Annotated in this window: 25 protein-coding genes and 1 tRNA gene; 8 read left to right on the forward strand and 18 right to left on the reverse strand. The window is 61.1% G+C overall.

Going from position 1 to position 25,829, the window contains the following annotated elements:
- Positions 1-111: 111 nt before the first annotated feature.
- Positions 112-594: a bacterioferritin gene (bfr, locus tag AC07U1_RS09330; RefSeq protein WP_056346002.1), complete on the reverse strand. Its 483-nt coding sequence runs from the start codon at positions 592-594 to the stop codon at positions 112-114.
- 99 nt (positions 595-693) lie between these two features.
- Complete coding sequence (locus AC07U1_RS09335; RefSeq protein ID WP_495177469.1) at positions 694-867, reverse strand: (2Fe-2S)-binding protein; 174 nt, start codon at positions 865-867, stop codon at positions 694-696.
- Between the two features lie 181 nt (positions 868-1,048).
- On the opposite strand from AC07U1_RS09335, the gene purS reads away from it, so the two are divergent.
- Both purS and purQ read left to right on the forward strand, forming a co-directional pair.
- The gene (purS, locus tag AC07U1_RS09340; protein WP_056346005.1) at positions 1,049-1,279 is read left to right on the forward strand and encodes a phosphoribosylformylglycinamidine synthase subunit PurS; all 231 of its coding nucleotides are present in this window, start codon (positions 1,049-1,051) and stop codon (positions 1,277-1,279) included.
- A gap of 14 nt (positions 1,280-1,293) precedes the next feature.
- Entirely contained in the window at positions 1,294-1,959 is a 666-nt protein-coding gene (gene purQ / locus AC07U1_RS09345) for a phosphoribosylformylglycinamidine synthase subunit PurQ (RefSeq protein WP_495176723.1), read from the forward strand.
- Here purQ and AC07U1_RS09350 read toward each other — a convergent pair.
- Together AC07U1_RS09350 and AC07U1_RS09355 are read right to left on the reverse strand one after the other, a co-directional pair.
- Complete coding sequence (locus AC07U1_RS09350; protein ID WP_495176722.1) at positions 1,921-2,295, reverse strand: hypothetical protein; 375 nt, start codon at positions 2,293-2,295, stop codon at positions 1,921-1,923. The two genes, purQ and AC07U1_RS09350, sit on opposite strands and share 39 nt — an antisense overlap.
- Before the next feature lie 4 nt (positions 2,296-2,299).
- Positions 2,300-3,088, reverse strand: coding sequence for a queuosine precursor transporter (locus AC07U1_RS09355; RefSeq protein WP_187140591.1), 789 nt, complete (start codon positions 3,086-3,088; stop codon positions 2,300-2,302).
- 72 nt (positions 3,089-3,160) lie between these two features.
- On the opposite strand from AC07U1_RS09355, the gene AC07U1_RS09360 reads away from it, so the two are divergent.
- Together AC07U1_RS09360 and AC07U1_RS09365 are read left to right on the forward strand one after the other, a co-directional pair.
- Positions 3,161-3,237: transfer RNA gene (locus tag AC07U1_RS09360), tRNA-Arg, on the forward strand.
- 95 nt (positions 3,238-3,332) lie between these two features.
- The gene (locus AC07U1_RS09365; RefSeq protein ID WP_495176721.1) at positions 3,333-5,021 is read left to right on the forward strand and encodes a DUF6538 domain-containing protein; all 1,689 of its coding nucleotides are present in this window, start codon (positions 3,333-3,335) and stop codon (positions 5,019-5,021) included.
- Between the two features lie 23 nt (positions 5,022-5,044).
- Here AC07U1_RS09365 and AC07U1_RS09370 read toward each other — a convergent pair whose 3' ends face one another.
- The gene (locus tag AC07U1_RS09370; RefSeq protein WP_495176720.1) at positions 5,045-7,390 is read right to left on the reverse strand and encodes a S8 family peptidase; all 2,346 of its coding nucleotides are present in this window, start codon (positions 7,388-7,390) and stop codon (positions 5,045-5,047) included.
- A 35-nt stretch (positions 7,391-7,425) separates the two neighbouring features.
- A complete protein-coding gene (locus AC07U1_RS09375) occupies positions 7,426-8,454 on the reverse strand; it encodes an AAA family ATPase (RefSeq protein WP_495176719.1) in 1,029 nt (342 codons plus the stop codon).
- Between the two features lie 355 nt (positions 8,455-8,809).
- Here AC07U1_RS09375 and AC07U1_RS09380 point away from each other — a divergent pair, with 355 nt between their 5' ends.
- Together AC07U1_RS09380 and AC07U1_RS09385 are read left to right on the forward strand one after the other, a co-directional pair.
- Positions 8,810-9,373, forward strand: coding sequence for a recombinase family protein (locus tag AC07U1_RS09380; protein ID WP_495176718.1), 564 nt, complete (start codon positions 8,810-8,812; stop codon positions 9,371-9,373).
- Between the two features lie 184 nt (positions 9,374-9,557).
- Positions 9,558-10,037, forward strand: coding sequence for a hypothetical protein (locus AC07U1_RS09385; RefSeq protein ID WP_495176717.1), 480 nt, complete (start codon positions 9,558-9,560; stop codon positions 10,035-10,037).
- 38 nt (positions 10,038-10,075) lie between these two features.
- Here AC07U1_RS09385 and AC07U1_RS09390 read toward each other — a convergent pair whose 3' ends face one another.
- Positions 10,076-11,476: a reverse transcriptase domain-containing protein gene (locus tag AC07U1_RS09390; protein ID WP_495197733.1), complete on the reverse strand. Its 1,401-nt coding sequence runs from the start codon at positions 11,474-11,476 to the stop codon at positions 10,076-10,078.
- The gene (locus tag AC07U1_RS09395; RefSeq protein ID WP_495176716.1) at positions 11,476-11,703 is read right to left on the reverse strand and encodes a helix-turn-helix domain-containing protein; all 228 of its coding nucleotides are present in this window, start codon (positions 11,701-11,703) and stop codon (positions 11,476-11,478) included. Before AC07U1_RS09395 ends, AC07U1_RS09390 begins: the two co-directional genes overlap by 1 nt.
- A 185-nt stretch (positions 11,704-11,888) precedes the next feature.
- Here AC07U1_RS09395 and AC07U1_RS09400 point away from each other — a divergent pair, with 185 nt between their 5' ends.
- Positions 11,889-12,527: a hypothetical protein gene (locus AC07U1_RS09400; RefSeq protein WP_495176715.1), complete on the forward strand. Its 639-nt coding sequence runs from the start codon at positions 11,889-11,891 to the stop codon at positions 12,525-12,527.
- Between the two features lie 312 nt (positions 12,528-12,839).
- On the opposite strand, the gene AC07U1_RS09405 is transcribed toward AC07U1_RS09400, so the two are convergent.
- From AC07U1_RS09405 to AC07U1_RS09435, 7 genes are read right to left on the reverse strand one after another with little or no spacing between them, the layout of a single operon-like run.
- Positions 12,840-13,631 (reverse strand): enoyl-CoA hydratase/isomerase family protein, encoded by a 792-nt coding sequence (locus AC07U1_RS09405; protein WP_495176714.1) that lies wholly within the window; start codon positions 13,629-13,631, stop codon positions 12,840-12,842.
- Positions 13,622-14,236 carry a 2-hydroxychromene-2-carboxylate isomerase gene (locus AC07U1_RS09410; protein ID WP_495176713.1) on the reverse strand — a complete coding sequence of 205 codons (615 nt, stop codon included), beginning with the start codon at positions 14,234-14,236 and terminating at the stop codon, positions 13,622-13,624. Before AC07U1_RS09410 ends, AC07U1_RS09405 begins: the two co-directional genes overlap by 10 nt.
- Entirely contained in the window at positions 14,233-14,931 is a 699-nt protein-coding gene (locus AC07U1_RS09415; protein WP_495176712.1) for a glutathione S-transferase N-terminal domain-containing protein, read from the reverse strand. Before AC07U1_RS09415 ends, AC07U1_RS09410 begins: the two co-directional genes overlap by 4 nt.
- On the reverse strand, positions 14,928-16,526 hold the full coding sequence (locus tag AC07U1_RS09420) for an AMP-binding protein (protein WP_495176711.1): 1,599 nt from the start codon (positions 16,524-16,526) through the stop codon (positions 14,928-14,930). The genes AC07U1_RS09415 and AC07U1_RS09420 overlap by 4 nt, the downstream gene beginning before the upstream one ends.
- Positions 16,527-16,533: 7 nt before the next feature.
- Positions 16,534-18,075, reverse strand: a complete 1,542-nt coding sequence (locus AC07U1_RS09425) for an acyl-CoA synthetase (protein WP_495176710.1) — start codon at positions 18,073-18,075, stop codon at positions 16,534-16,536.
- 10 nt (positions 18,076-18,085) lie between these two features.
- Complete coding sequence (locus AC07U1_RS09430; RefSeq protein WP_495176709.1) at positions 18,086-19,507, reverse strand: coniferyl aldehyde dehydrogenase; 1,422 nt, start codon at positions 19,505-19,507, stop codon at positions 18,086-18,088.
- 21 nt (positions 19,508-19,528) lie between these two features.
- Positions 19,529-20,827 (reverse strand): cytochrome P450, encoded by a 1,299-nt coding sequence (locus AC07U1_RS09435; protein WP_495176708.1) that lies wholly within the window; start codon positions 20,825-20,827, stop codon positions 19,529-19,531.
- A gap of 81 nt (positions 20,828-20,908) precedes the next feature.
- On the opposite strand from AC07U1_RS09435, the gene AC07U1_RS09440 reads away from it, so the two are divergent.
- Positions 20,909-21,541, forward strand: coding sequence for a TetR/AcrR family transcriptional regulator (locus AC07U1_RS09440; RefSeq protein WP_082544920.1), 633 nt, complete (start codon positions 20,909-20,911; stop codon positions 21,539-21,541).
- Between the two features lie 6 nt (positions 21,542-21,547).
- Here AC07U1_RS09440 and AC07U1_RS09445 read toward each other — a convergent pair whose 3' ends face one another.
- The 3 genes from AC07U1_RS09445 to AC07U1_RS09455 all read right to left on the reverse strand — a co-directional run bounded on the left by AC07U1_RS09445 (position 21,548) and on the right by AC07U1_RS09455 (position 25,794).
- A complete protein-coding gene (locus AC07U1_RS09445) occupies positions 21,548-22,729 on the reverse strand; it encodes a protein kinase family protein (protein ID WP_495176707.1) in 1,182 nt (393 codons plus the stop codon).
- A gap of 24 nt (positions 22,730-22,753) precedes the next feature.
- Positions 22,754-23,515, reverse strand: a complete 762-nt coding sequence (locus tag AC07U1_RS09450; RefSeq protein WP_495176706.1) for an SDR family NAD(P)-dependent oxidoreductase — start codon at positions 23,513-23,515, stop codon at positions 22,754-22,756.
- Between the two features lie 77 nt (positions 23,516-23,592).
- The gene (locus AC07U1_RS09455; protein WP_495176705.1) at positions 23,593-25,794 is read right to left on the reverse strand and encodes a TonB-dependent receptor; all 2,202 of its coding nucleotides are present in this window, start codon (positions 25,792-25,794) and stop codon (positions 23,593-23,595) included.
- Positions 25,795-25,829 lie beyond the last annotated feature (35 nt).

Here is a 25,829-nt window from a genome sequence, read left to right on the forward strand (position 1 = left end):
GGTTTTTGGTATCTCGTCGCTCCCGCGAAGGCGGGGGGCATTCTCGGCCTTCCCCAGCGTCGCTGCGTAAACCGGTCGCGGCCCCCGCCTTCGCGGGGGCGATGATTCGGATCAATCGTCGCCGACCGACTTCGATTGCAGCTGGATGTAATTTTCGATTCCCATGCGCTCGATCATCTCGAACTGCTTTTCGAGCTCGTCGACATGATGCTCTTCGCTTTCGAGGATGTCGGCGAACAGGTCGCGGCTGACATAGTCGCGCACGCTCTCGCTATGCGCGATGGCGTCCTTGAGCAGCGGGATCGCTTCCTCCTCGAGCGCGAGGTCGGCCTTGAGAATCTCTTCGACCGTCTCGCCGACGCGCAGGCGGCCGAGCATCTGGAAATTGGGCAGGCCGCCGAGGAACAGCACGCGATCGGCCAGCTTGTCGGCGTGCTTCATCTCGTCGATCGATTCCTCACGCTCGAAATGCGCGAGCTTCGCGACGCCCCAATTGTCGAGCATGCGATAGTGCAGCCAGTACTGGTTGATCGCGGTCAGCTCGTTCTTCAGCGCCTCGTTGAGGAAATCGATGACCTTTTCGTCGCCCTTCATGTGTCGTCCTGTCTTTTTGTCCTGGGAATGGGATGGCGGCATTATACGCCCCCGGACCCCATCAGGCCAAGGTCAAAAATGGCAGAAAACCTAGAAAAATCAGGCGGTCGCGGCGACGTCGCTGATGATATTGCGAGCGAAAGGCAGGCATTGGCCGCACTTGGGTTTGCGACCCAGTTGCGCATAGGCGGCCTTGGCGCACCGCACTTCGCCATTCCGCACGACGTCGCGCAGCTGGCTTTCCCTTATTGCGTTGCAGACACAGACGACCATGTGCGAATCCTTCTCAACAAGACTCAGATAGGGATAGTGCGACGGACTCGCAACAGGAAAGTTGCGAGTGGTTCGCATTCCGAAGAGCGGTATTTTCTTGGGTGCCGACCCTTGCCCGCCAAGTGATTCGCGGGCATAGGCGCGCCCATCTTCCCCGCCCTCCGCAGCAAAGGTCCGCCCCATGAAAGTCCAGGTCTATGTGACGCTGAAACCCGGGGTGCTCGATCCGCAGGGCAAGGCGATCCACCATGCGCTCGAAGGCTTGGGTTTCGCCGGGGTCGACGATGTCCGCGCCGGGCGCTTCATCGAACTCGAAGTCGCCGACAGCGTCAGCGATGCCGATCTCGACGCGATGTGCGCCAAGCTGCTCGCGAACACCGTGATCGAAAACTACCGCATCCAGCGCGCCTGAAGGGAAGCAGAGCCATGAAGACCGCCGTCATCGTCTTTCCCGGCTCCAACTGCGATCGCGACATGGCGGTCGCGCTCGAAACCGTCACCGGCAAGGTGCCCGCGATGGTGTGGCACCGCGACACCGAACTGCCCGATGGCATCGACTTCATCGCGCTGCCCGGCGGCTTTTCCTATGGCGATTATCTGCGCTCGGGTGCGATGGCGGCGCGCTCGCCGATCCTTGCCGCAGTGACCGCCGCCGCGGCGCGCGGAGTGCCGGTGCTCGGCGTGTGCAACGGCTTCCAGGTGCTGACCGAGGCGCAGTTGCTGCCCGGCGCGCTGATGCGCAACGCCGGACTCAACTTCGTCTGCCGCACCGTGCCGCTGACCGTCGCGAACAGCCAGTCGCTGTTCACCGCTGGCTACAAGGCCGATGAGGCGATCGACATCCCCGTCGCGCATCACGACGGCAATTATTTCGCCGACGCCGACACGCTCGACCGGATCGAGGGAGAGGGCCGCGTCGCCTTCCGCTATGCCGACAGCGTCAATGGCTCGGCGCGCAATATCGCGGGCGTGCTCAACGATGCGGGCAATGTGCTCGGCATGATGCCGCACCCCGAACGCGCGATCGACCGCGCGCACGGCGGCACCGACGGGCTACGCCTGTTCGAGGCCGCGCTCGGCGTTCTCGCCTGACGCCTCGGGCGCTGCGGCTTCGCGCCGCGGCCACCAGCGTTCGATCAGCGCCAGCGCCGTCGGCCAGAAGGCGGTGTTCCAGATATCGTGCCAATGGCCGGGTTCGGGGGTGAGCAGCCCGCGGATATATTCGCCCTGCACGTCGAGCCATTCGCCCGCCAGCGCGACCGCGACCACCGCGGCCCAAGCCATCCAGGCCGGACGCTGCAGCCCGGCGCGGACGATCAGATAGACCCCCATGCCGGCATAGATGTGCAGCGCGTCCTTGCTCAGGCCGCTGCCGTCGATCAGCACCAGTTTGAACTGCTGGTAGAGGAAGGACGCTTCGGCGAACATCGGCTCAGACCTTGGCCTTGAACGGGCTGAAATCGGTGCCCTCGTCGAAGATGTCGACCCCTTCGCGGCGCTTGAGCGCGCCGACGACCACGTAAGTCACCGGGGTCAGCACCGCTTCCCACGCGACCTTCATCGCCCAGTTGGTCACCATCACCAGCACCACCTGCTCGGTGGTCCAGATGCCGAGGAAGGCGACGGGGTAAAAGATCAGACTATCGACGCCCTGGCCGACGACGGTCGATCCGATCGTGCGCATCCACAGATGCTTGCCCTCGGTCGCGATCTTCATCCGCGCGAGGACGAAGCTGTTGACGAATTCGCCCGCCCAGAAGGCGACGATCGACGCGACGACCAGCCGCCAGGCGTTGCCGAAGGTGCTGACATAAGTGGCCTGGCACAATGCGCCGCTGCTCGCGCCGGCATCGCCCTTCACCGCGAGTGTCTCGGTTCCCTGGCACCACCAGTCGGCCGCCGGCGGCATCGCGAGCACGACCCAACTCATCACCGCCATGAACACCAGCGCGGCAAAACCGGTCCAGATCACCCGCCGCGCGCGGGCATAGCCATAAACCTCGGTCAGCACGTCGCCGATGACGTAACCGAGCGGAAAGAACAGGATGCCGGCGCCGAATGTCAGCGGTCCGACCTCGGCCAGTTTCGACGCCCCGATGATGTTCGACAGCAGCAGGATCGCGACGAAGGCGGCCATCACTAGGTCGTAATAACGGAAATGCCGCACGGCGGCGGCATTGGTGCGGGCGGGCGCGTGTGCGGGCTGGGCGGTGTCGGTCATCGCCGTCTTGCTTATCCTGCTTTGCGCCCCGCGCAAACCGCGCTATTCGCGCGATCCACAGCCTCTGTGCATGCGCCCGTAGCTCAGCTGGATAGAGCACCCGCCTTCTAAGCGGGTGGTCGCAGGTTCGAATCCTGCCGGGCGCGCCATTTTCCTAGACAGGCGCGATTTTGCGCAGTCTGTTCGGAAACCTTTGACATTCGCGCACCACTTGGTCCTAATGTTGGTCCTAAGGGGAGGCGCATTGGGCGGCAAAAAACGTGTTCCGGGATACGACTATTTATACGAGGTCGGTCGAAGCCTAGTCGTGCGCGTGCAGGTGCCAAGCGCCCTCCGCGCTGCTCTGGGCAAGGGCGAATTGAAGAAGTCGTTTGGGCGCGACCACGCAACCGCGAAGAAGGAGTATTATCGCACGGTCGCGACGTTCAAGGACGCCATTAACGCCGCGCGCGGCTTGCCAACCGAGGTTGCAGGATCGTCTGCCATTCAGGGCATCGGCCCTTCCCACGAGGAAATGGAGGCCGCGTGCTACGTTCATTTTCAGCGCATCGTGTCGAACCTGCGCGGGAAAAATGTTTCACCTGATGGGAGCGCCGCAACTAGCAGAAAGCAACGGGCGCAAGGTTTCATAGCCATGATCGATAATTTTGCCGACGCATATGATGCGGACCAATGGCAGATGATGTCGTTGGATGTCGATGGACTTTGCGAAAGTCAGGGTTGGACAATTGATAAGTCGTCAGCCCACTATGAACGACTTTGCAGGCTCATGCTGCGCGCGCGACTTCAAGCATATAAAAATGAACTCCGAACTCTCCAAGGTTATTTGACCATCGACCCAGACAGCGACCCGTTGTACGGCAAAGACCCTCCCGCCAAATCGACCGCTCCCAACAATCTGGGCGATCTTTTGGAGCGGTACAAAGCGGCGAGGAGCCTGCGGTGGTCTGCTTCCACATCGAAGAACTACATCATTATATTCCGCGTCATCGAAGAGGTTTGTGGGCGCGATACTGAGTTAGCGTCAATAGATCACGATTTTTGCGTTCGGGTCCGGGATCAGTTGAGGCTCGTTCCCGCCAACTATCGTAAGATACCCATGCTCGCGGACAAGTCGCTTGCAGAGGTGATCCGCATTTCCGGTGAATTGGGCCTTGCTCCGATTAGCCCTGCTACAGTGAACAGCCACCTAAACAAGCTGGGCGCGATCATTCGATACGGCCGAGACCAAGCATGGATCTCTGGAAATCCAATGGCCGACATTGAGGTGCCTGACCCGGTCCGCCCCGAAGATAAGCGTGATGCGTTTACCGTTGAACAGATACAAACATTGTTCGCTGCAAGGCCATGGAATGACCCGGTCTATGAGATCTCCGCGCGTCCGTCTCGCTATTGGGCGCCTCTCATTTCCTTGTTTTCCGGCGCTCGGCTGACGGAAATCTGCGGTCAGCGAGTAGATGAAATGATGGTCGAGGATAACATTGCGTACTTCGATTTCCGCCATCGTCCCGGCGACCGAGCAATGAAGAACGGTAAAAGCAGGAGGGTGCCGGTCCACCCAGAACTAATCCGCCTAGGCTTCTGGAAATTTGTTGAAGCTGCGAAGGCTGCGGGGCGCGCAATGCTATTTCCAGATGTGAAGCGTCATCAGCTTGGGAAGTGGGGCGACGGAACGTCGAAATGGTTCTCCCGCGAAATCCGCAGGCTAGAACTAGTAGGAACTAATCTGTCCTTTCATAGCCTTCGCCACTCCTTCGAGGATGCTCTTAAGCGTATCGATCTACACGACACGCCGGTAGGAAACGCGATCACTGGTCGATGGAGTGCAGGGGTCTCGAAGAACTATGGGACAAAATATTCACTCACGAAGTTAGCCGAAGCACTTACGGGGGTAACATATCCCGGCGTCGTGTTGGCTGCGCGTGATGGATAGGCTTGCCAGTGTATGAGCCGAACCTACGCCTTCAGGACGATAGGCAACGTTAAAGCCTGATAGAGTTGAATGTCAGCGCTATGACGAAGTTGCGCAGCAATCGAAAACCGTTGAGATTTGATAGATGCGGGCGCCCATCTTCGGCGGCACCAGACCGCCACGTAATATGTATCGCCATACTCCGACATGTTTCTCTGCGCAGTGAACGAAGCACACTGAAGTGTCCCCTTCTCGCGCAATTGCGGGCCGGGAACGGTTGTACACTGATACTTCGCCGGAAACTCTGGAGGCTCCCCTTCGGCTTTTTCCCATTTCCGGAACTTGTCGAATACGTCCTTCTGGCTCGTTCCTCGGATCAGGCGCCACCCCATTGTAAGCCCTAGATAGTCAGCCCTAGTTCGACGGACAGGTGGGTCAAAGGCCAGCGCAACTTTAATTTCGCGAGTGCCTTTGGTGGTCTGGAATACATTTGGCACCGGCAATTCAAAGACAGCAAAATGATCGGGTTCGATTTCATCATTGGCATAAAATATCACGCGGCTATCATCTGACCCTACAGCGTTATCGACGTTGGCGATGCCGTTTCCGCAGAGCATGAGGGGCGCTTGAGCGCCATAGGGTAGAAGCGCCTTAGCTGTCGGTGCCGTAATTTCACCTGACAGTGCCAACAATGAACGCACCATATTGGCTGGTGCGTCAGGATACTGCTCCAAAATGATTGCTGCTTTATGCGCTACAATAGGTGCGGAAAAGGACGTGCCAGAGCGGGATCGGAACAGGCGATCCACAGGCTCATGGTGAAATGTCCACACGCCCGCCGAGGACTTCTGTCCGCCGTTTACAATCGACTTTGTCGGGCCGTCCCAAACAGCGTTGCCGCCATAGTCGACTAGATCGGGTTTAATCATACCACGGATGCCCGGACCCGCACGCGTGAAGGGGCTAGGTTGATCCGCGCCGCAAATCGGACGCACGCCGACAAGTTCTTCGTCTTCACTCTCTAAGCCATTCGCATGCGCTACCGACCCGACCGTCAGGGCTATTGCCGCTGTAGCAGGATCAAGCAGCCTTGAGGCAGGTCCCAAAAGATATGCTGGATATTCCTTGAGAATATCCTCCCCCAACTGACTGGTGAGATTTCTTTGGTTGCCGGTGGAAACCACAATCACGACGTCGAGTTCGCGTGACAAGTCATCAAGGGTTGACGCCCAAATTCCGGCTCGGCCGCCAGAATAGATCAGCTTGGGATCTCCGAGAGAGATATTGAATATTCGACACCCGTGGTCGTTATGCAACGACCTGATGGTTTGGTCCATTATTTCTGGAACCGTCACTGCTTTAGGAAAGCGCCCCTCCTTATCCACGACACGGGCACTTGCAATCCAGAAGGGTGCGTCGAAGTTGTCTTCCTGTGTTCGCGATGAGACGTCACCATATGCAGCCATGGAGGCTACCGATGTCCCATGACCAGCCTCATCAGCATCAGGCCAAGACGGCTCGCCAACCAAGCTACCCCGCATCACATAAGCCAATAGCGGATGCCCGAAGTTCACTCCGCTATCTATGACGCCAATCGCCACAGCTTGAGCATCAGGCGCTGAGCCGCTGGCAATCTCGGCGGCTGTTATCTCACCTATGTCATCGAACTGTAAGTCAGGCTGGGGCGGAAGTTCGATAGAAGAAACTTCGGGTAGCTCCAGTATTTGATTGACGGCATCGCCAGTCGCTTCGATCCGGGAAAGAAGCAGGTTTTTCCCTACATAGGTGTTCAAGATCGTCCCATTAGCGGCCTTTAAAGCCTGCTCAAGCCGGTAAACGAAAATTTGAGCCTGCATGTCGTCGGCTGGGTGAAAAAGTTCAACGTCTAGTACATAGGTTTCGTCACTGGAAAAGTCCGAGGGCTTAATTATACCTATAGAGGAAAGGCTGTCTCCAATTCTATCGTCTGGCCCCGCTGTGCCAACATTCTCAATCGCTTCGATAAGCCCTGCATATCTCGGCGATTTTTGGCCTAAAGGTAGCTCGCCCTGGTATGCTTCAATTTTTGCGCGGAATTGCTGTAACTCCTTATCAGATGCAAACAGCAATAATGTCTTGTCGGTGTCTTCAGACAGGATAACCAACCCCATCTTCGCCCATTCGTTTTCGTCCACAAACCCAGAAATTTCGATGCGCAAAATGAGCGAAGGGTCCACTCCATCGACGGCTGGAGCCGCTTGATACGCTTCAAGAACAGCCTCGACCTGCGATGATATTTTCGGCCCATGCGTTTGCGGCTCTCTTGCGGGGCCGCCGCCAAAGCCGGGTTGCTTCCGGCGTTCAAGTTCGCCCTCAAGGCGCTTGAACGCCAAGTGCGCATGTTTCGCCATTTCTGATTGTGCCTCCCCCGACGCCTTTAGAATATTTACCGCAAGACTGCGCTCTCGACTTTTGCGCGGCGGACTTCATGTTCCAATACAGATTTGAATACATCTTCTGCGATTGATGATCGGTGGCGCAAAATTGAAGATCGAATTGCGCTGATCACCGTTCGTTCAATTTGAGCAAAAGACATACCTGTGAACCGATCCGCATAGGAAGTGATATCGAAATCAGCCGGAAAGTTTTTCGTTTTAATTCGCAAAAGCTGTCTTATCTGCGCGGTCGTCGGCTTGTCAAAAACTACTACTTCGTCAAATCGACGCCAGATTGCCCGATCAACCGTATGTTCGAGATTGGTAGCTGCTATTAGGATGCTGTTACCATCGAACCTGTCTATCATCATAAGCAGGCTGTTCACAACGCGGCGAATTTCGTTATGCTCATTGGCATCGTTTCGTGCCCGAGCAAGAGCATCAAACTCGTCCAAGAAAAGGACCATCGAGCGCGTGCGTGCGGCGTCGAATACCTTCCGCAAATTGCCAGCGGTTTCGCCGAGATGAGAGGCAATAACGGCGTCGAGGCGAACCACTACAAGGGGTATCTGAAGTTCCGCCGCGACTACCTGTGCGCAAAGCGTCTTTCCGCACCCCGGCGGCCCGCAGAACAGCATCTTTGACCGCACACGCAACCCATGCCGCCTGATTTCATCTCCACGCCGAAACTCGTTCGCGATGCCCAAAAGTGTAAACAGGCTGTCGCGATTGAGGATGATGTCATTTTGCGACCGAACGGGATTGGAGATTTCGACGAGATCGCCGAAACCTTCTCGCTTCGCCGTTGCTTCAGATAGTTGAGCCGCTCTCATCCGCCGCTTCGCGGGTTTGCCCTCAAACACAGTATCCTCATCGCCCGACAGCACCGAACTGCTCTGCGCAAGCGCAGTGGAGCGTCGCTTTACGTAATATTTTGGCTTTCCGTCGTTCACCGGCACACCTTGACTATCCGACGCTGGCCCGAGGGGTTGTGAGTGCGGGGATGCCGGGGCATCACTTTTGTCCGGAAAATCGAACATCACCACGCTCTTCCCCCGCTACAACGACGCTGGTGGATGGATAGGGCAAGCGGGTGGGGATGAAAAGCGAACATTCACGAAAGGATGGACCACACTACCGGTCGGTTTCGCGCTGGGGCTTCCCCATGGGAGACAGGCAAGGCTGATCCGGGCAGGTCTCATAACGGTCGGTTTGCACTGTGTTGGACAGGTTGCAATGATCTCCAGACCCTAGATTGATGCTCTGATTTTCTCGTGGACGAGATTGTCCTAAAATAGCCCAGAGCCAAAATATGGCGTCGCGTGCACGCTTCGATTATCCTCGACCACACCGCGCTGGAGGGTAGGGTTTTCCTTGAAAGAAAAGGGAAATCATATGCTTGTCGGTTATGGACGAACTTCGACTACCGATCAGATCGCTGGGCTTGAGGCTCAACTGCGGATGCTGGCGGCGGCCCAATGCGAAAAAGTGTTCCACGAACAAACCTCCTCGGTTGCTGAGCGCCCGCAGTTGGAAGCTGCTCTAGATTTCGTGCGAGACGGGGATGCCCTTATTGTTGCGCGGCTAGATCGGCTCGCCCGATCAACGTCGGATTTGCTGCGGATCATCGATCTGCTGGAAGCAAAGGGCGTCGGTCTTCGTATTCTGGATTTCGGCGGTGCAGCGGTGGATACAAAATCGCCCACGGGACGCCTGATGCTTACGATGTTTGGCGCATTAGCCCAGTTCGAGCGGGAACTCATGCTCTCTCGTCAGCGCGAAGGCATAGAAAAGGCAAAGCGCGAGGGGCGTTACAAGGGGAGAGCGCCGACCGCACGCCGGAGGCTGCCAGAGATGCGCCAGTTGGCCGAGGAGGGGCTGTCTCCCCCAGAGATCGCCAATCGCCTGAGGGTGTCCCGTGCGTCAGTATACAGGCTGTTGGCGGAGGAGCGGGCATGACGGACCCAATAGAACTTTTTGCGAAACTAGGTTCCAGCCTTGAAGACCTCCACGCCATAACCTTGGAAGGGCGGACGGCAGACCAGCCGAGCGAAATGCTGCTTATAATAGCCGAGCAGATTTGCAACGGGTTGTATTGCGCAGGCGCGATTGTCGATCAGATCAAGATTGCGCTTCGTGCATCATGACCATCCAGTTTGACAGTGAGGCGCCGCAGGACGTCCTGATGGAGCGCGAGGTGGATCGCGCCATCGCGAATGGATGCCGCATTCCGCGATGGGGATGGCCCATTCCCAGATTATATAACGGCGCGACCGGGCGTGAACGGGTGACCGGTTGGCAGAAGGTCCGTATCGCCGAAGACTTAGGGCTGTTGGGTGCCAGGCAACCTTGCGGCCTATGCTGGGTTCCTGATGCGCCTCAATGGCATACCGAAATCTATTTCCGGCCCCTCACCAGTCGACCCATTTGCCGCTCATGCCATTTTTACGTTCACCGGCGGTTCCAACGGCCCGAGGAGTGGCGAGCGCGGATCATGCAAGCGCCGGGTGCGGCTGGCTGGGTTGGTCAGCTACGGCTTTTTGAATTGTCCCGCGATAAAGCACTGGCTGTCGCAGCCTGTGCTGACGTGTTTTCCGCCATCGAAGGGTTGGGTAATGGCTAGCCAATCTTTGACGAGGTGAGGCTCAGGCTCGATGGCCGCTAGATGGATGTTGCTCGTCGGTCTCGGAGCGGAACTCCCGCAAGAAGGCGCTGAGTTTCCCCAATCAGTTGATCCCGCCGTTCGTTTTCGTTGGCATTTAGACCGGCTGGAGCCAGTTCCTCCAAAGGCATCACTTGCCGCATGCAGGCGGCGACCATCAGGGCGTGCGCTGCCTTTGTAAGATTTGGTGCACTGGCAGATTGATAGAAGCGTCGGGCCGCTAAGGCGGCCAACTGCTCGGCCGCAAAGCCATCTCCTTCGGCCCACCCCGGATAGGCCCGTCGCCAGTGCGAAACCTTGCTCTCCATTCGAGAGATCGTTTCTTCGCTAATTGCCACATCGTCGTGCGCGATGCGGAACTCATCCATTTTCCGTGGATCGGGCCGCCATTCAACGCTGCCTCTATCGGGAGCCAAATAGCCGTCGTGGTGTAGGAAGGTGAAGGGCGAGCACGATAAGAACCGGGGCGCTCCACTAAGCCTGTGAATGTCACCAACCCTTAGCCTTAGCGGTCCGGTTTCGAGCCTTTCGGCTACGCTAGACAGGTGTTCTAAACACGCTTCGACATCGCCCGCATTTCGTCCAAGGACGAAAATATTGTCGGCGTAGGTTACCAGCCGCACGTCTCGCACATTCGCGATCATTTGCCTGACAACCCGTTCCCCGACGATGGGAGATGTGGCGGCACCTGCTGCAAGCCCCACCAAACCGCTAAGGGAAGGATTACGATAGGACCATGAGGTCGCATCGTCGTCGACCATGCGACGAATGCCGTTGTCCCATATGACGTTTGTCACAATAGACGAGGGCACCGGCCGCAGGAGTTCGGCCAGTCCGTCAAGGCGGATGCTTTGGTAGAACTGGACGATGTCCACTTCGCACACAAAATCAAATCCATCTCGACATATGGCCGCTTCGACAGCCGCGAGGGCTGACGGCATCCCCCGGTTGAACAGAAACTGCTCTGGTCCGGGAGGATGTAGGGTCTTTAGCATGTCAGCCATCATTAGCTGGTGCATTCGGCGAAGCGGTCTGAAACTGACGACAAGTCTTGGCGCGGAGTGCCCCGGAACGCCAAATATTTGCACCGGCTCATGGTGCCGGACAAACGGGTTCCATCGGGAGGCAAGATTTGTAACGTCGTCTACCGTTGCGCCTTGCAACGCGTTTGATCGCTGCATCGCGGCAAACGCATAGAGCCGGTGCAACCGCCGATCCCGGAGAAGCATCCGCACTCGATCACGCTGTTTAACGGCTGAAAGGTTTGCCAGCTTGTTAAAGGCTCGATCTTTGAAGTGCCGCGCGGCTGTGATCTCGGCCGCGAACTCCGGGTGCCTTGCCATAAATAGCTGGTATGGCGTCGGTCGTCGGCGCGGTGGCGGGTTTATGGTCCGCGACATCAATGGGCTGCGGGTTTGCCCGGAGGCTGAAACAGCAACGGGATGGGAACATTCAATGCCCGTGCGATTTTCGCCACGACGACAATCGTGGGCGCCCGCTTTCCGTTCTCGATGCCCGACATGTAACTTCTCGCGACGCCAGCCAAATCCGCGAACTCGTCTTGGGTGTGGCCAGCGGCTTTACGGAGTGCCCTCACATTCTTTCCGAAAAGGGTGCGCACATCCATCGTAGATCATAGGCGACATAATGATCGCGATTTACACGCCCGATAGTAGACATTTTGGATTTGCTCCGAGCGAGCGAGCAGCTAGCTTTGTTCACTATCGTGAACATCGCTAAATGGAGGCCCCATTGCCTGCTCCCTCTGATCCCAAGCCAAACCCAATCATTCAGCCATCGACTTCGTCTGACATGATTTCCAAGGGCTGCGGCTGGGGCTTGGTAATTGCAGTCGTGCTGATCGGGTTGACAGTCCTGCTGACGAACCAGCCGGAACAGCGCGCGAGCAAGCAGGGATCGGTAAATGCGGAAACGCCCGCCGCAGTGTCATTGACCGTTGCCGAGCAGCGTCAATTGGAAGTGCGGAACGGCAGCAAGATCAAGGATATGAAGGCCGCTATGGAGACCCTAGGAGCAGGGGACTACGAAGCACGTCTCACTTTTTGGAAGGAAATCGCCGCGTTGGCCCCTGCCAACAAGGCATACGCGGAGGAGGTGCGGAAGGCGCAGATGCAGGTCCAGCGCCACACCTACGAACGCCCGGAGGACGGAGCGTCGATTGAAGTGCTTCGCCCGCGCAAGGAAGGACTTGGCAGCGTGCTGGTGATTGACGCCGCAATCCGCAATGACAGTCTCTCCCATTTGAAAGACTTTCAGATCGTATGCGAGAGCAAGGGCGCCTCCGGCACGACGACTGACGTAAAGAGGCGCGTGCTTTATGAGATTGTGGAGGCCCGGACGAGCCGAACATTCCGCAACATCAATATGGGCCTGATTAACAATCAGGCGGCGAACGCGACTTGTCGTTTGGAGGGAGCGGTGGTCGCCTAGGGACGACAATCGAACGCCCGATGAAAGGTCGAAACTTGGTCCTATATTTGGTCCTAATTTCTTCGCGTCCGTATCTCTAAAATCATGATAAATAGGTGATTTTATAAGTTTTAGCGCCTTCCTGCCGGGCGCGCCATATTTTCAATGGCCTAGCGCATATTTTTGGCATTGACGTGTCGCACGATGTGCCAACATTTTCCACGCATTTCTGCGCATTTCCTCGGTGTCACGGCGTGTTCCTGGATCACGGATGGAACATGATAGCCGTAGCCTCCACTGCCCAGCCTGACGACGAAATTGCGCGCGGACGGATTATAGAAACTCGATAGCCCGTCGTGATTGATCTATCCGTTCGATGGTATCGCCAGCGCCCTCGAGCTGAAGGCAATCCGCGAAGCCGAGCAGATTGCTTTCAAGGGCGTCGCTGTCGTCCGGCCGCGTTTGGCGCATAATCTCAGCTACGACCGGCGCTGACGCTCGATTGAGCGGGCCGGCGCGCCGCAGGGCTTCGGCGACCGTGTCGTCGGCGAGCGCATCCACTATGCCGAGATTGAGAGCCTCGTCGGCGTCGATGACGCGTCCTTCGAGCACGAACAGTCTCGCGCGGTGCGCGCCGATCAGACGCGCGAGCCGCTGCGGCCCACCGGCACCCGGCGGAATCCCCAGCCGCGTCTCGGGAAGGCCGATCGCGGTGACGCCGCGCTGCGCTATGCGCATCGTGCAGGCGAGCGCGATTTCGAGGCCGCCGCCCATGCAGGTTCCGTTGATCGCGGCGATCACCGGCTTTTCCGCAGCGTCGAGCAGTTTGCCGAGCCGGCTGAAGGGCGAGTCGAGAAAGGCGTTGCGGTCTGCACCCTGTTCGAGCGCCCTCGCGGCCCGGACGATCTGGCCGAGATTGGCGTGACGGATAAAAATGCCGTCGGCCGCACCCGTTATTACGACCGCCCGAACCGCGCGGTCGGCGAGCAGCCGCGCGAGCGCGTCGCTGAGGAGCGCCGCGCCCCGGTTCGAGATCGTGCCGTCCCCGGCCGGCATGAAGCGAACGACGGCGGTGTCGCCCGCGATATCGACGGCGACCGCTTCGGTTCGGCCTTCTAGCGACATTGTTCGATCCGTTGCTGGACCAGCGGAATCTGGTCGTTCCCGAAATACATGAACTTCCTTTCGACGAAAAAGGTCGGCGAGCCGAAGGCCCCACGGTCGATGGCTTCCTGCGTGTTGTCGCGCAGCCGCGCCTTGATTTCGGCGGTCTGCGCCTGCTCGGCGAACTGCTCGCCGTCGAGGCCGGCGGCCTTGGCGATGGCGATCAGCACCGCGGGATCGTCGATATTCTGCTGGTCGGCGAAATAGGCGTCGAACGCCGCTTCGGTGAAGCGGAGCAGCGCCGCCTGATCCCCCTCGAGCGCGCAGCAGAAACGCATCGCGTGCACCGACTTGACCGGGTGATGCGGCGACGGGAAATTCATCGCGACCCCGGCGAGCTTGGCCCATTCCCTGAGCCATGCATAGGTCAGGCGGACCTTGGGATTGTCCGGGCTCTGTCGCCCGGCATAGACGCTGTCGTTGACCGCGTTGAATACTCCACCGACCAGAAAGGGGCGCCAGCCGACATCGACATCCTTGTCGGCCGACCATAGCCGAAAGTTGTGGACCGCGATCCGCGTCCAGGGCGAGGACAGGTCGAAGAAGATTTCCACCTGCGGTGTCATGCCCGATCGTCCTTGATGCCGAACAGCAGCTTGCGGGTTTCGGCGTCGTCCTGCGGGCGGCGGTTTATCTGCTTGCGGCCGACGTCCATGCCGCGGCGCAGTCCCGGCCGCTGTTTCACCACATCATACCATCGCCGCAGGTGTACGAAGGCGGCGAGATCGACCTCCTGTGCCTTGTAAGTCTGTATCCAGGGGAAGCAGGCCATGTCGGCGATACTATAATCCGCGCCCGCCACATGGGCGCTCTGCGCCAGTTGGCGGTCGAGCACGCCGTAGAGGCGCAACGTCTCGTTCCGGTAGCGGTCGGTGGCATAGGCGATGCGCTCGGGAGCATAGAGCTTGAAATGGCCGTGCTGGCCGAGCATCGGCCCGAGCCCGCCGACCTGCCAGAACAGCCATTCGAGCACCGCCTTGCGGCCGCGCACATCGGCCGGGAGGAAGCGTCCCGTCTTTTCCGCCAGATAGACGAGGATCGCGCCCGTCTCGAAAATCGAGATCGGTTCACCGCCATCCGCCGGTGCATGGTCGACGATCGCCGGGATGCGGTTGTTCGGGCTGATCGTCAGGAATTCGGGTTTGAACTGGTCGCCCTTGCCGATGTTGACCCACCGGACCTCATAGGGAAGTCCGCATTCCTCGAGCATGACCGAGATTTTCCAGCCGTTCGGCGTCGGCGCGGTGAACAATTCGATCATGGCGCAACCTCCGCTGGCGCCGGCTCGACGAGGCCGGCGGCGTGCAGCAGCGCGATACAGTCGCGCTCGACGGGCTTTTCGGACACCGTCTTGGGAATCGCGGGCAGGAACTGCCATATCTCGGGGATCTCGCTGCGCTGCAAATGATCGGCCGCCCACTGCCGGACGCCGCCCAGTGCGTCGCCGGTATCGAGGACGACAGCGGCGACCAATGTCCGCTCGCCGGCGACATTGGCCGCAGTCTCGACGCCATAGACATAGACGTCGCGCACCGCCGGGTGCTGCGCAAGCACGGTTTCGACCAGCGTCGCATTGACGAAGTCGCCGTTGCGGCGAATGCCGCCGCCGGCGCGGTGCAGGAAATAAAACCAGCCCTCGGCGTCGGCATAGGCCATGTCGCCCGAGCGGAACCAGCCCCCGGTCACCTTCTCGGCGCTCGCCTTTTCGTTGCGATAATAGGTCACGGCCTCGGACCCGCCATCGGCCTTGCGGAAGCAGAGATGCCCCGGGACCATCGGCGCGCAGACCTGGTCGTCGTCGTCGAGGATCGCGGCAACCAGCGTCGGCGGCGGTTTGCCCATTGAACCGCGCGGCCCATCGCCCATGCGGTTGATCAGCGTCCCGCCATTCTCGGTGCTGCCATAGACTTCGGTGATCGTGACCCCGAAGCGCGTCTCATACGCCTCCCACAATTTTGCGGGCATGCCCGACGCGATCACCAGCCGCACGGGATTGTCGCGGTCGTCGCTCTTGGGCGGCACCGCGAAGACTTCGGGGATCATTCCGCCGAGCAGGGTAAAGACCGTGCAACGATAGGCCCGGCAGACATCCCATAGCCGGCTCTTGGTGAACTGCCGGCTGAAGACGACCGGCAACTCCATCGCCAGGCCCGCTGCAAGGGTCGAATGGGCATTGGTGTGGCAGAGCGGCAGGCCCGTGTAGAGCGTATCGCCATCGTCGACCCCCAGCGCGCGCAGCCCCTTCATGCCGCGCATATATTGCGCGTGGGTCCGCACGACCGCCTTGGGGTTGCCCGTCGTGCCGGAGGTGAACATCAGATACATCGGCGAGGTCGGGTCAGGGATCACGGGCACCAGCCCAACGGCGTCGCCGGGGAGGTCGGCGGCGTAATCGGCCGCAGGGAAATTCCGCGGCGCTGAGGCCGTGTCGACCACCAGCACCGGGGGGCGTGACCCAAGCTGTTCCGCGACGGTGTCGAGTGCGGGCAGCGCGGCCGCTTCCGCGATGATCGCGGTCGCCGCGACATGGTTGATCATATAAGCGAGCTTTTCGCCCATGCTCCGGGTGTCGAGCGGGACGAAGATCGAACCGGTCAATGCCGCCGCCACCATCGCTTCCACGAACTGCGGGCGGTTCTTGAGCATCAGGACTACGCTGTCGCCGGGGTCGACGCCCCGTTGCTGAAGCCAGAGCGCCAGCCGGGCGCCGCGGTCCCACAGTTCGGCGAAATTGCGCCGCTCGTCGGACAGGCTGCCATCGGGCTCGACATGGACGAAGGTCAGCGCCGGAAAGTCGGGTTTTGCGGCCGCCTTTTGCGCGATCAGTCGGGCGATATCGTTGGCGCGGTTGCTCATTCGATCCTCATCCTGCGGCTTGATTTCCGTGTTCGGCGCGTTGCCGATAATCTTCGACCAGCTTCTTCTTGAACAATTTACCCGTCGGCTCGCGCGGCAATGCGTCGATGAAATCGACCTGCTTCGGCGCCTTGAGGCCGCCGAGCCGGTCGCGGGCGAATCGTCGGATATCCTCGGCAAGTTCGTCCGAGGCCATGACGCCCGCGATCAATTCCGCAACCGCGACGACGCGCTCGCCAAAGTCGGGATCGGGCGCACCGAACACCGCGACATCGGCGATGGCGGGATGTTCGCCGAGCGCATTCTCGATCTCCTGCGGATAGATGTTCACGCCGCCCGAAATGATCGTGAAATTCTTGCGGTCGGTCAGGAACAGATAGCCGTCGGCGTCGAGATAGCCAATGTCGCCGAGCGTCGACCAGCCCTGGTCGTTATAGGCGCTGCGCGTCTTGGCGGGGTCGTTGTGATATTCGAACTTCTGTCCCCCAGAAAAATAGACGTCGCCGATCACGCCTGCGGGACGCGTTGCACCGTCGTCGTCGCAGATTCTCACTTCGCCGACGAAAGCGCGGCCGACCGAACCGGGCCGCTGCCGCCATTCCTCGGGGCCGATCATCGTCAGCCCGTTATTCTCTGTCCCGCCATAATATTCGTGGACGATCGGGCCCCACCAGTCGAGCATGCGCTGCTTGACCGGCACCGGGCAAGGGGCGGCGGCGTGCAGTGCGACGGTCAGGCTCGATTGATCATGGGCGGCTCGCACCGTGTCGGGCAGCTGGAGCAGTCGTGAGAAATGGGTCGGCACCCATTGCGCGACGGTCACGCGGTGTCGCTCGATCGACGCAAGCGCGGCCTCGGCGTCGAACTTCTCCATCACGACGACCGTCCCGCCCAGCCGTTGCACCAGCATCGACCAGCGCAGCGGCCCCGCATGATAGAGCGGTGCCGGCGACAGATAGACGCTGTCTGCGCCCATGCCGAAGCGGGCCTTCGCGACACCGAGCAGGGGCGACGGGCGAGCGATCGGCAGATCGGGCACGAAAGGCTGTTTGACGCCCTTGGGCCGGCCGGTCGTGCCCGACGAATAGAGCATGTCCGAACCGGCCATTTCATCGGCGACCGGCGTCGCGGGATAGATGTCGATCAGTTCGCGGAGCGGTCGCTGCTCGCCCTGCGGCGCATCGACATACAGCACCGGACCGTCGAAGGCAGCGGCATCGATGACGGCCTGCATTGCCTGTGAGCCGATGACCAGCTTCGCGCCGCTGTCGCGGAATATGTAGCCAAGGTCGTCACCCGACAGCCGATAGGACAGGCAGGCGAAATAGACGCCCGCGCGCTGGGCGGCCCAGGCCGATATGAACAGCCAGGGCTGATTCTCGAGGACGATCGCGATGGTGTCGCCAGGCATGACGTTCTGCGCGCGGAGGAAATGGGCCAGCTGGTTCGAACGCGCGTCGAGTTCGCCATAGGTCAGCGCTTCGCCGGTCTCCGCCATGATGCAGGCGGGCTTTCCGGGGTGGGTGGCGGCGTGGATCGAAGGATGCATCGCGCGGGTCTCAGGCGCCGATTGTCGAGCGGATCAGTTTGCGCACGGCATCGCCATAGGGCGGCCGCAAAGTGAGCAGCGGGCCGAGGTCGCGTTTGATCTGGTGATAGACCGCCTTCTTGTGGCTGAATTCGAGGAAGCCGTCGCGGCCGTGATAGGCGCCCATGCCCGACGGTCCGATGCCGCCGAACGGCAGATTCTCCTGCGCGCAGTGCATAATGACATCGTTGACGCAAATGCCGCCCGAGGTGGTCTGCGTTTGCAGCACGTCGAGCTCTTGGGTGTCGGTGCCGAAATAATAGAGGGCGAGCGGCCGGTCGGCGCCATTCACCCGTTCGACGACGGCGTCGAGCACGCGATAGGTCATCACCGGCAACAGCGGCCCGAAGATTTCCTCCTGCATCACCGCCATGTCGGGGGTCGCATCGAGGATGAGCGTCGGTGCGAGCTTGCGGTGCTCCTGCTGGTCGAGCGCTTCGTTTGCCGGGTTGATTTCGACGATCCTTGCCCCCTTGGCGGCGGCGTCGGCGAGATAGGATTGCAGCCGGCCGAGGTGCCGGTCGGAGATGATTGCGGTGTAATCGTCATTGTCGCGGATCGTTGGCAGCATCTGCGTCGTCGCGGCACTGGCCGCCGCGACAAAGGCGTCGCGCTGGCCCTCGGGCACATAGACATGGTCGGGCGCGAGGCAGATCTGCCCGGCGTTCAGCACCTTGCCCGCCATGATCCGCGCCGCCGCGGTCGGCATGTCGACGCCCTTGCCGATGACGACGGGGCTTTTCCCTCCCAGTTCGAGCGTGACGGGGACCAGATTGTCGGCTGCGGCGCGCAGCACATGTGCCGCGACCGATCCTGCGCCGGTAAAGATCAAATGATCGAAAGGAAGCGCGGCAAAGGACGCCCCGACATCGGGCCCGCCCGTCACCACCGCGAGTTCGCTCGCGTCGAAGCGTTGCTCGATCAGCGCCTGCATCAGGTCGGCGGTGCGCGGCGTATATTCGGACGGCTTGACGATCGCCCGGTTGCCGGCGGCCAACACCGACGCAAGCGGCGAAAAGACCAGACCGACCGGGAAATTCCAGGGACTGACGACGCCGACGATGCCTTTCGGCTGGAACAGGATCCGCGCCTTGGCGCCGAGCAGGCCGAGCAGCCAGGGATCGAGCGGGCGCTTTTCGGGCTTCATCCAGCTTCGCAGATGCTTGCGGGCATGCTGGAGCGCACCGACCGGCGTCATGATATCGGTGAGCGCCGAGGCGTAGGGCGAGCGATTGCCGAAATCGTCGCTCATCGCCTGCTCGAACGCCGACGAATTTTCCTTGAGCAGCGCGATGCAGCGATCGATCCGGTCGATCCGCAACGCCGCATCGGGCGGACCGTCGGCCAGTTGGGCGCGGCGCTGCCGCTGGAGAAGGGCGAGCATGTCGGTCATGGGGTTTCCTACCGGATAAGATCAGGCCGCGACGGCGGCGCGGGATGTGTAGCGGACCGGCAGGCTTTTCAGCCCACCCACAAAATTGGTCTGGATCCAGCGCGGATCGCCGTCGAGTTCGAGGCGATCGATGCGCGCGAACAGCTCCTCGAAGAATATCCGCATCTCCATCCGGGCGAGATGCTGGCCGAGGCAGACATGCGGACCATAGCCGAACGCCAGATGCCGGTGCGGCGGTCGCCCGATGTCGAAGCGGTAAGGCTCGTCGAATACCTCTTCGTCGCGATTGGCCGAGGGGTAGCACATCATCATCGCCTGCCCGGCGCCGATCGTCTGGCCGCGCAGCTCATAATCCTCGGTTGGGGTGCGGAAGAAATGGGTGACCGGCGAGACCCAGCGGATCATTTCGTCGACCGCCGACGGCAGGAGCGACATGTCGCCGCGCAGCCGGTCGAACTGATCGGGATTCTGGAGCAGCGCGAGTGTGCCGCCCGCGATCGAGGCGCTGGTGGTATCGTGACCGGCGGTCGCGGCGAGGATGAAATAGGACAGCGCTTCCTTCTCGCCGATCTCCGCCTGCGCGAGCAGGGTGGCGAGGTCGTCGGCGGGCGCCGTGCGGCGCGATTCGAGCAGCGCGCGGAAATAATCGAAAAACCCCTGCACCGTGGAAATGACGTCGATCTTCTCGGTCTTGATTTCGGGGTCGTCGGGACCGAACAGCTGCTGCGTCATCTTGAGCATAAGGGCTTCGTCCTCGGCCGGGACGCCGATGATCCGCATGATGACGCGCAGCGGATACCAGCTGGCGACCGCGCGCATGAAATCGCAGCGCCCGTCGCCGTCGAGGGTGCGGTCGAACAGGTCGCGCGCATAGCCGCGCAGTTCCTCGTCGAGTATCTTGATCCGCCCCGGGGCGAACCAGGCCTGGGTCAGCTTGCGATGCAGCCGATGCTCGTCGCCGTCCATGTTGGGCAGCTGGTTCAACAGGAAGGGGCGCCCGCCCGTCACCTTGCGGATCTGTTCGTCGACCGCGGTCTTGCGCAGCATCACGCGCGGGCCGTTGACGAAGATGTCCATCGCCCGCTCCACCTGCATCACATCGGCGTGCCTGGTCACGATCCAGAAAGGTGCATAGTCGTCGGGCTCGACCCAGAAGACCGGGGCTTCGGCGCGCAAGCGGCACAACAATGCGTGATAGGCAGCAGGGTCGGAATGAAAGCGCGGATCGACGAGTAGATTGCCGACGGCTTTTGCCTCCAGGGCCGTGGAGGCCGGGTTGCAGGCGTCGTCCAGATCACCAGCGGGGTGTTCGCGCGCCATATCCATTTCAATCTCCCATACGGGTCTGAAGCCCATGATGTTGTCATATGACACTAATAGTCCTATGTCAAATGAAGGAGAATGGTTGAGCGACCGGGAAAAATCCTGTCAAAGACACATCACAGGAACATGGGGGAAATTTTGGGTAGCAATAAGAACCCGCTGACGCGCGAGCAGGTGATCGACGCGGCCACCGAATGCCTCGAGCATTTCGGCGTCGCGAAAACGTCGATGATCGACGTGGCGCGCAAGCTGGGCGTGACCCGGCAGACCATTCACCGCCTGTTCGAGACCCGCACGATATTGCTGGAGGCCGTGGCGGAGGTTCGGATTCAGGCCGCGGCGAAAAAACTCGTGTCGATGTTTGCCACCCATGACGACATCGAAGAGACGTTGGTTCACGGCACCCTGCAATCGCTCGCTGTGGGCCGAAGCGACAAGCTTCTTTATGAAATCCAGCAGCAGGCGGACCATGGCGTCGATCAATATATGTTCCGCGGTTCGCCGATGATCCAGCAACTGATGCTCGATATCTGGGGTCCCGTTCTGGATCGTGCGCGCGCGGAAGGACGGATTCGCGACGGCATCGACAACGACAAGATCGTGCAGTGGGTGCGCAACGTCCACGCGATGATCAACATGCGAAGCGACTATAGCGAGGCGCAGCAGATCGAAATGCTTCGCGACTTCTTCGTCCCGTCGATCGTCCGATAGCCCGGACTATGCGCCGTTCAGGTCGATCGACCCCAGGTCGGCCATCGCCGCAGCGGTCCGCTCGACAAGCCGCCACGTCGTCTGCTCGGGCTGCACCGCCTGACCCATGCTGTTGTGACCGATGGTGAAGGCCCAGGCGAGAAAGGCATAGGGGATATGTGCGCGATAGGCGTCCCATGCCGCGGCGGGATCGAGCGCGGGGCCGCCCGCCGCGGCGAGTTCTTCGATATAGGAGGCTAGCAGCGCGCGCTCCCAATCGCGGCGGTCGGCGATCTCCAGGCCGGTGGACAGAATATAGCTGACGTCCCACGCCCAGGGGCCCCGCAGCATCACCTGCCAGTCGCAAAAGCCCATGGCGCCATCGCCGGTGCGATAGGTTTGCGCGATATGCGCGTCGCCATGGAGCAGGGTGACATGGCCTTCGCGGGCGTCCTGCGCGTTGCGGCGCACCACCCCGGCCCAGATATCGTCGATCCGTCCGCGCACGCCGTCAGGAATCAACTGGGGCGCCGCGTCCATGCCGACCCCCGCCCAATGGGCCATGCGCAGGAAGCGATGATTGTCGCCCAGATAGGTCGGCGTGTCGCGCAGCCAGCGATGCTGCTTGAGCGATCGGTCGCGCCAGAAACGTGCATGGAGGCGCGCGAGGCCCGACAGCAGGCTCGCCATTTCGTCCTGCGTGATCGCGTCGCCGGCCATGTTGAACTCGGCCTGGCGCGTCGCGACGACATCCTCCATCACGATCATCGAGCGCATCGAGCGCGGCGCGACACAGGCCCAATAGCCGCGGGGCGCCTCCATCTCGATCTCCGGGCGGAAATCGCGATAGAAGCCGACCTCGCCGAACAGGCAGTTCGACAGCCCGAGCAACAGCCGCTGCATGAGGATCGGCGTCGATTTGGTGAAGATGCGATCGGGCACGCCCGCGGCGCGCGCCGCATCGTTGAGGGCGAGGTCGAAGCCCTGCCGCGTCGACGATCCGACCGACCCCTCGGTGGCGCGCACGCCCAGCACCGCCCCGCCGGGGACGTCGCGGCACAATGTCGCCGAGAGCCATTGGGGCGTGATCGCTTCCCAGCTCCAGGGGATGTCGTCGATGCCCCGCGCCGCCGGCCGTGCGGCCGCATCATAGTGCGCGCGGAGCGCAATCTCGGCCTTACGGAGCGGCAGGGTCAGGCTGGACAGCATTGGCGCATTCCCCGATCGAAAAGGTCAAAGGATCGAATAGCCCCCATCGACCGTCAGCTCGGTCCCGGTGACATAGCGCGCGGCATCGGAGGCAAGGAACAGGATCGCCCCGGCGACATCGGCGGTCTCGACCCAGCGGCCCATCGGGAACATCGTCGCGACATAGGCTTTGGCCTCGTCTTCGGACCGGAACCGTCCCGCAGCGATGCCGGGGGCAAGTCCGCTGCGGCCGAGGTCGGTATCGACCGGGCCGGGGTGGACCGAATTGACGCGGATGCCGTTCCCCGCGCGGCCGAATTCGACCGCCACCGCCTTGGTCAGCATCCGCACCGCGCCCTTGCTCGCCGAATAGGCCGCTTGCATCGGGCCGGCGATCTGGCCGTAGATCGACGACAGATTGATGATCGAGGCCCCTCCCGCCTGCGCCATGAGGGGCGCGGCCGCCTGGATCGAGAACCAGATGCTGTCGACATTGACCGCCTGGACGCGGCGATATTCCTCGACCGTCGTTGCGAGCACCGGCTTGTTGAGGATCATCCCGGCATTGTTGACGAGGATATCGAGCCGGCCCTCGGTCGCGGCGATCGAGCCGATCACTTCCGCCCATTGCCCGGCATCGGTCACATCCTGGACGAGGAAGCGGCCGCCGTCGGGTGCGGTGCCGGCCGGATCGATATCGGTCGCGACCACCTTTGCGCCGGCTGCGGCGAGCAGCTTCGCGCTATGCGCACCGATGCCCTTGGCCGCGCCGGTGACGAGCGCGACCTTGCCGTCGAGTTCAAACATGGCTCATTCCTTGGCTGTTGGCCGGTTCCGAAGGGGAAGGCGGGGAGAGCCGATATTCCCCTTCGGTCACCGACGCGTCAGAAATCGACCGACAGCTGCGTACCCCACGTCCGCGGCCGGGCGTAATTGCCATAATGGGCGCCGGTGACGAGGTAGGTCGCATTCTGGCGGTAAAGCTGGTCGGTGACATTGTTGACGAAGACGCGCAGCCGCACCTTGTCGTCGAGGGCGCCGAGCGTCGCCGACAGGTCGACGAGTTCATAGCCCTTCTGGACATCTTGCGGCTGGCCGAAATAGCGCAGCACCGTCTTGCTGCGATAGGAAGCGTCGGCGCGCAAGGTCAGCGACGACAGGAAACCGCTCGAGAATTCGGCGCGATATTGCGCCCCGATCGATCCCGAGAAATTGGGCGCGTGGGGCAGCTGCATGCCGTCGAGGTTGATCTGGCCGAGGGCGGGACGCGCATCGTCGATCGATAGGAAGTCGCGGAACCGGGCGTGCAGCCAGTTCGCCGAGGCGTCGATCGTGAAGGCGTCGTTGACGCGGAATTTGAACTCACCCTCGAGGCCGTAGATCGTCGCCGGCGCATTCTGCACCAGCGTGACCGCCGGTGGCCGGGTGATCGTGACCTGCAGATTCTTGTAGTCATAATAGAAGCCCGCGAAATTGGCGGTCAGGCGGCGATCGTCGGTCTGCGTCTTGAGGCCGATTTCGAACGCGTCGAGAACTTCGGGCGCATAGATGCCCGCTGCGCCCAGAAGCTCGCCGCCGCCGCCGGGCAGGTTGGCGCCGCCCGATTTGAAGCCGCGCGAATATTGCGCATAGGCCGACACACCGTCCGAGAAATCATATTGGAGATTGACCTTGGGCAGGAAGCGGTTGGCCTTGATCGACGACGGCACGTCGGTCGCCAGCGGCACGATCGTCCCGTCGGGCAGGCGCAGGAACAGGTCCTGCGAGAAATTCTTCTTTTCATGGTTGAACCGGAGGCCAAGGTTGATGCGGAACGCGTCGGTGACCGAATAGGTGCCGTCGGCGAAGATCGCGATCGAATCGGTATCGGTGTCGACGCTCTGCGTCAGCTGGGTGTCGGGCAGGACGCCGAAGCCGCCCGCGGCCGCGGCGCCAAGGCCGAGCGGCAGTGAATTGCCCGCCTTTTCGGTGAAATAATAGGCGCCGAGGATCCATTCGAACTTGTCGCCATCACCGATCAACGACACTTCCTGGCCGAAGGATTCGGACGGCCGCTTGAAATTGGTGGCGTAGAAGAAGGGCACGTCGGTCGCATCGGCGTCGAAATCGACGCGGCTCTTGTGGTCGACATAGCTGGTGATCGAACGCAGCGCGATGCTGTCGGACAACTGTGCGTCGATTTTGCCCGACGCGATGAACGTCTTGGTGTCGAGGATATAGGGCCAGTCGCCGTAAATCTGGTTCGGCTCGGTGGTCTGGCCTGTGGTCGGGAGGAAGGTCGGCGTGAACAGCTGCTGATACGCCCCGCCGCCATTGGATTCCTCGTAACGCGCCCACAGGTCGATGGTCAGGTCACTGCTCGGCTCGAACTTGATCGCACCCCGGACATATTCGTTGTTCTGATCGCCGATATGGCCGTTGCCAGGCAGCAGACGGACGAAACCCTTGTCTTCCTCATGGCCGCCGCTCACCCGGATCGAGAGAGTGTCGGACAGCGGGCCCGACACATAAGCGCTGGCGCCGAACGCGTCGTAGCTACCGGTCGACAGGTTGAAGCCGGCGGTGAAGTCGCGCGTCGGCTCCTTGGCGATGAAGTTGATCGCGCCGCCCGTGGCGTTGCGCCCATAAAGCGTGCCCTGCGGCCCGCGCAGCACTTCGATCCGGTCGAGATCGACCGCGCGCAGATAGCCCATGGTAGCGCGCGGCATGAAGACGCCGTCGACATAGGTGGCGACGGTCGGCTCGGTGACGCCCGAATCGACGATCGACCCGACGCCGCGGATCGAGATCAGGGTGGTGCCGGCATGCTCGCCGAAATCGAGATTGGGAACCGCGCTGGTCAGGCTCTCGATACTGTCGATCCCGCGCTGCTGAAGCTGCTCGCTCGACACGGCCGAGATAGCGGCGGGAATGTCCTGCAGATTCTGCGATCGTTTCAGCGCGGTAACGACGATTTCGCCGTCGCTTGATCCACCGTCGTCGCTGCTGGCCGCAGGCGCGGTAGCGTCCGATTGCGCCATTGCCGGCGTTGCCAATCCCGCCAGCGCCATCGCGGTGCCGGTGCACAGAAGCAGTCTGGTATTCATCGATACCCTCCCAATAGTTGTTTTATGTCGTTGAC

It is taken from the genome of Sphingopyxis sp. GW821-FHT02C12, from assembly GCF_059421785.1.

Excerpts from the sequence above, each read along its gene's own strand:
- AC07U1_RS09420 (WP_495176711.1), bottom strand. The coding sequence starts at position 16,526 with ATGAGCAACCGCGCCAACGATATCGCCCGACTGATCGCGCAAAAGGCG.
- AC07U1_RS09440 (WP_082544920.1), top strand. The coding sequence starts at position 20,909 with ATGGTTGAGCGACCGGGAAAAATCCTGTCAAAGACACATCACAGGAAC.
- purQ (WP_495176723.1), top strand. The coding sequence starts at position 1,294 with ATGAAGACCGCCGTCATCGTCTTTCCCGGCTCCAACTGCGATCGCGAC.
- AC07U1_RS09375 (WP_495176719.1), bottom strand. The coding sequence starts at position 8,454 with ATGTTCGATTTTCCGGACAAAAGTGATGCCCCGGCATCCCCGCACTCA.
- AC07U1_RS09430 (WP_495176709.1), bottom strand. The coding sequence starts at position 19,507 with ATGACCGACATGCTCGCCCTTCTCCAGCGGCAGCGCCGCGCCCAACTG.
- bfr (WP_056346002.1), bottom strand. The coding sequence starts at position 594 with ATGAAGGGCGACGAAAAGGTCATCGATTTCCTCAACGAGGCGCTGAAG.
- AC07U1_RS09425 (WP_495176710.1), bottom strand. The coding sequence starts at position 18,075 with ATGCATCCTTCGATCCACGCCGCCACCCACCCCGGAAAGCCCGCCTGC.
- AC07U1_RS09350 (WP_495176722.1), bottom strand. The coding sequence starts at position 2,295 with ATGTTCGCCGAAGCGTCCTTCCTCTACCAGCAGTTCAAACTGGTGCTG.
- AC07U1_RS09450 (WP_495176706.1), bottom strand. The coding sequence starts at position 23,515 with ATGTTTGAACTCGACGGCAAGGTCGCGCTCGTCACCGGCGCGGCCAAG.
- AC07U1_RS09405 (WP_495176714.1), bottom strand. The coding sequence starts at position 13,631 with ATGTCGCTAGAAGGCCGAACCGAAGCGGTCGCCGTCGATATCGCGGGC.
- AC07U1_RS09400 (WP_495176715.1), top strand. The coding sequence starts at position 11,889 with ATGATTTCCAAGGGCTGCGGCTGGGGCTTGGTAATTGCAGTCGTGCTG.
- AC07U1_RS09415 (WP_495176712.1), bottom strand. The coding sequence starts at position 14,931 with ATGATCGAATTGTTCACCGCGCCGACGCCGAACGGCTGGAAAATCTCG.
- AC07U1_RS09380 (WP_495176718.1), top strand. The coding sequence starts at position 8,810 with ATGCTTGTCGGTTATGGACGAACTTCGACTACCGATCAGATCGCTGGG.
- AC07U1_RS09370 (WP_495176720.1), bottom strand. The coding sequence starts at position 7,390 with ATGGCGAAACATGCGCACTTGGCGTTCAAGCGCCTTGAGGGCGAACTT.
- AC07U1_RS09445 (WP_495176707.1), bottom strand. The coding sequence starts at position 22,729 with ATGCTGTCCAGCCTGACCCTGCCGCTCCGTAAGGCCGAGATTGCGCTC.
- AC07U1_RS09395 (WP_495176716.1), bottom strand. The coding sequence starts at position 11,703 with ATGGATGTGCGCACCCTTTTCGGAAAGAATGTGAGGGCACTCCGTAAA.
- AC07U1_RS09410 (WP_495176713.1), bottom strand. The coding sequence starts at position 14,236 with ATGACACCGCAGGTGGAAATCTTCTTCGACCTGTCCTCGCCCTGGACG.
- AC07U1_RS09335 (WP_495177469.1), bottom strand. The coding sequence starts at position 867 with ATGGTCGTCTGTGTCTGCAACGCAATAAGGGAAAGCCAGCTGCGCGAC.
- AC07U1_RS09455 (WP_495176705.1), bottom strand. The coding sequence starts at position 25,794 with ATGAATACCAGACTGCTTCTGTGCACCGGCACCGCGATGGCGCTGGCG.
- AC07U1_RS09385 (WP_495176717.1), top strand. The coding sequence starts at position 9,558 with ATGACCATCCAGTTTGACAGTGAGGCGCCGCAGGACGTCCTGATGGAG.
- purS (WP_056346005.1), top strand. The coding sequence starts at position 1,049 with ATGAAAGTCCAGGTCTATGTGACGCTGAAACCCGGGGTGCTCGATCCG.
- AC07U1_RS09435 (WP_495176708.1), bottom strand. The coding sequence starts at position 20,827 with ATGGCGCGCGAACACCCCGCTGGTGATCTGGACGACGCCTGCAACCCG.
- AC07U1_RS09355 (WP_187140591.1), bottom strand. The coding sequence starts at position 3,088 with ATGACCGACACCGCCCAGCCCGCACACGCGCCCGCCCGCACCAATGCC.
- AC07U1_RS09390 (WP_495197733.1), bottom strand. The coding sequence starts at position 11,476 with ATGTCGCGGACCATAAACCCGCCACCGCGCCGACGACCGACGCCATAC.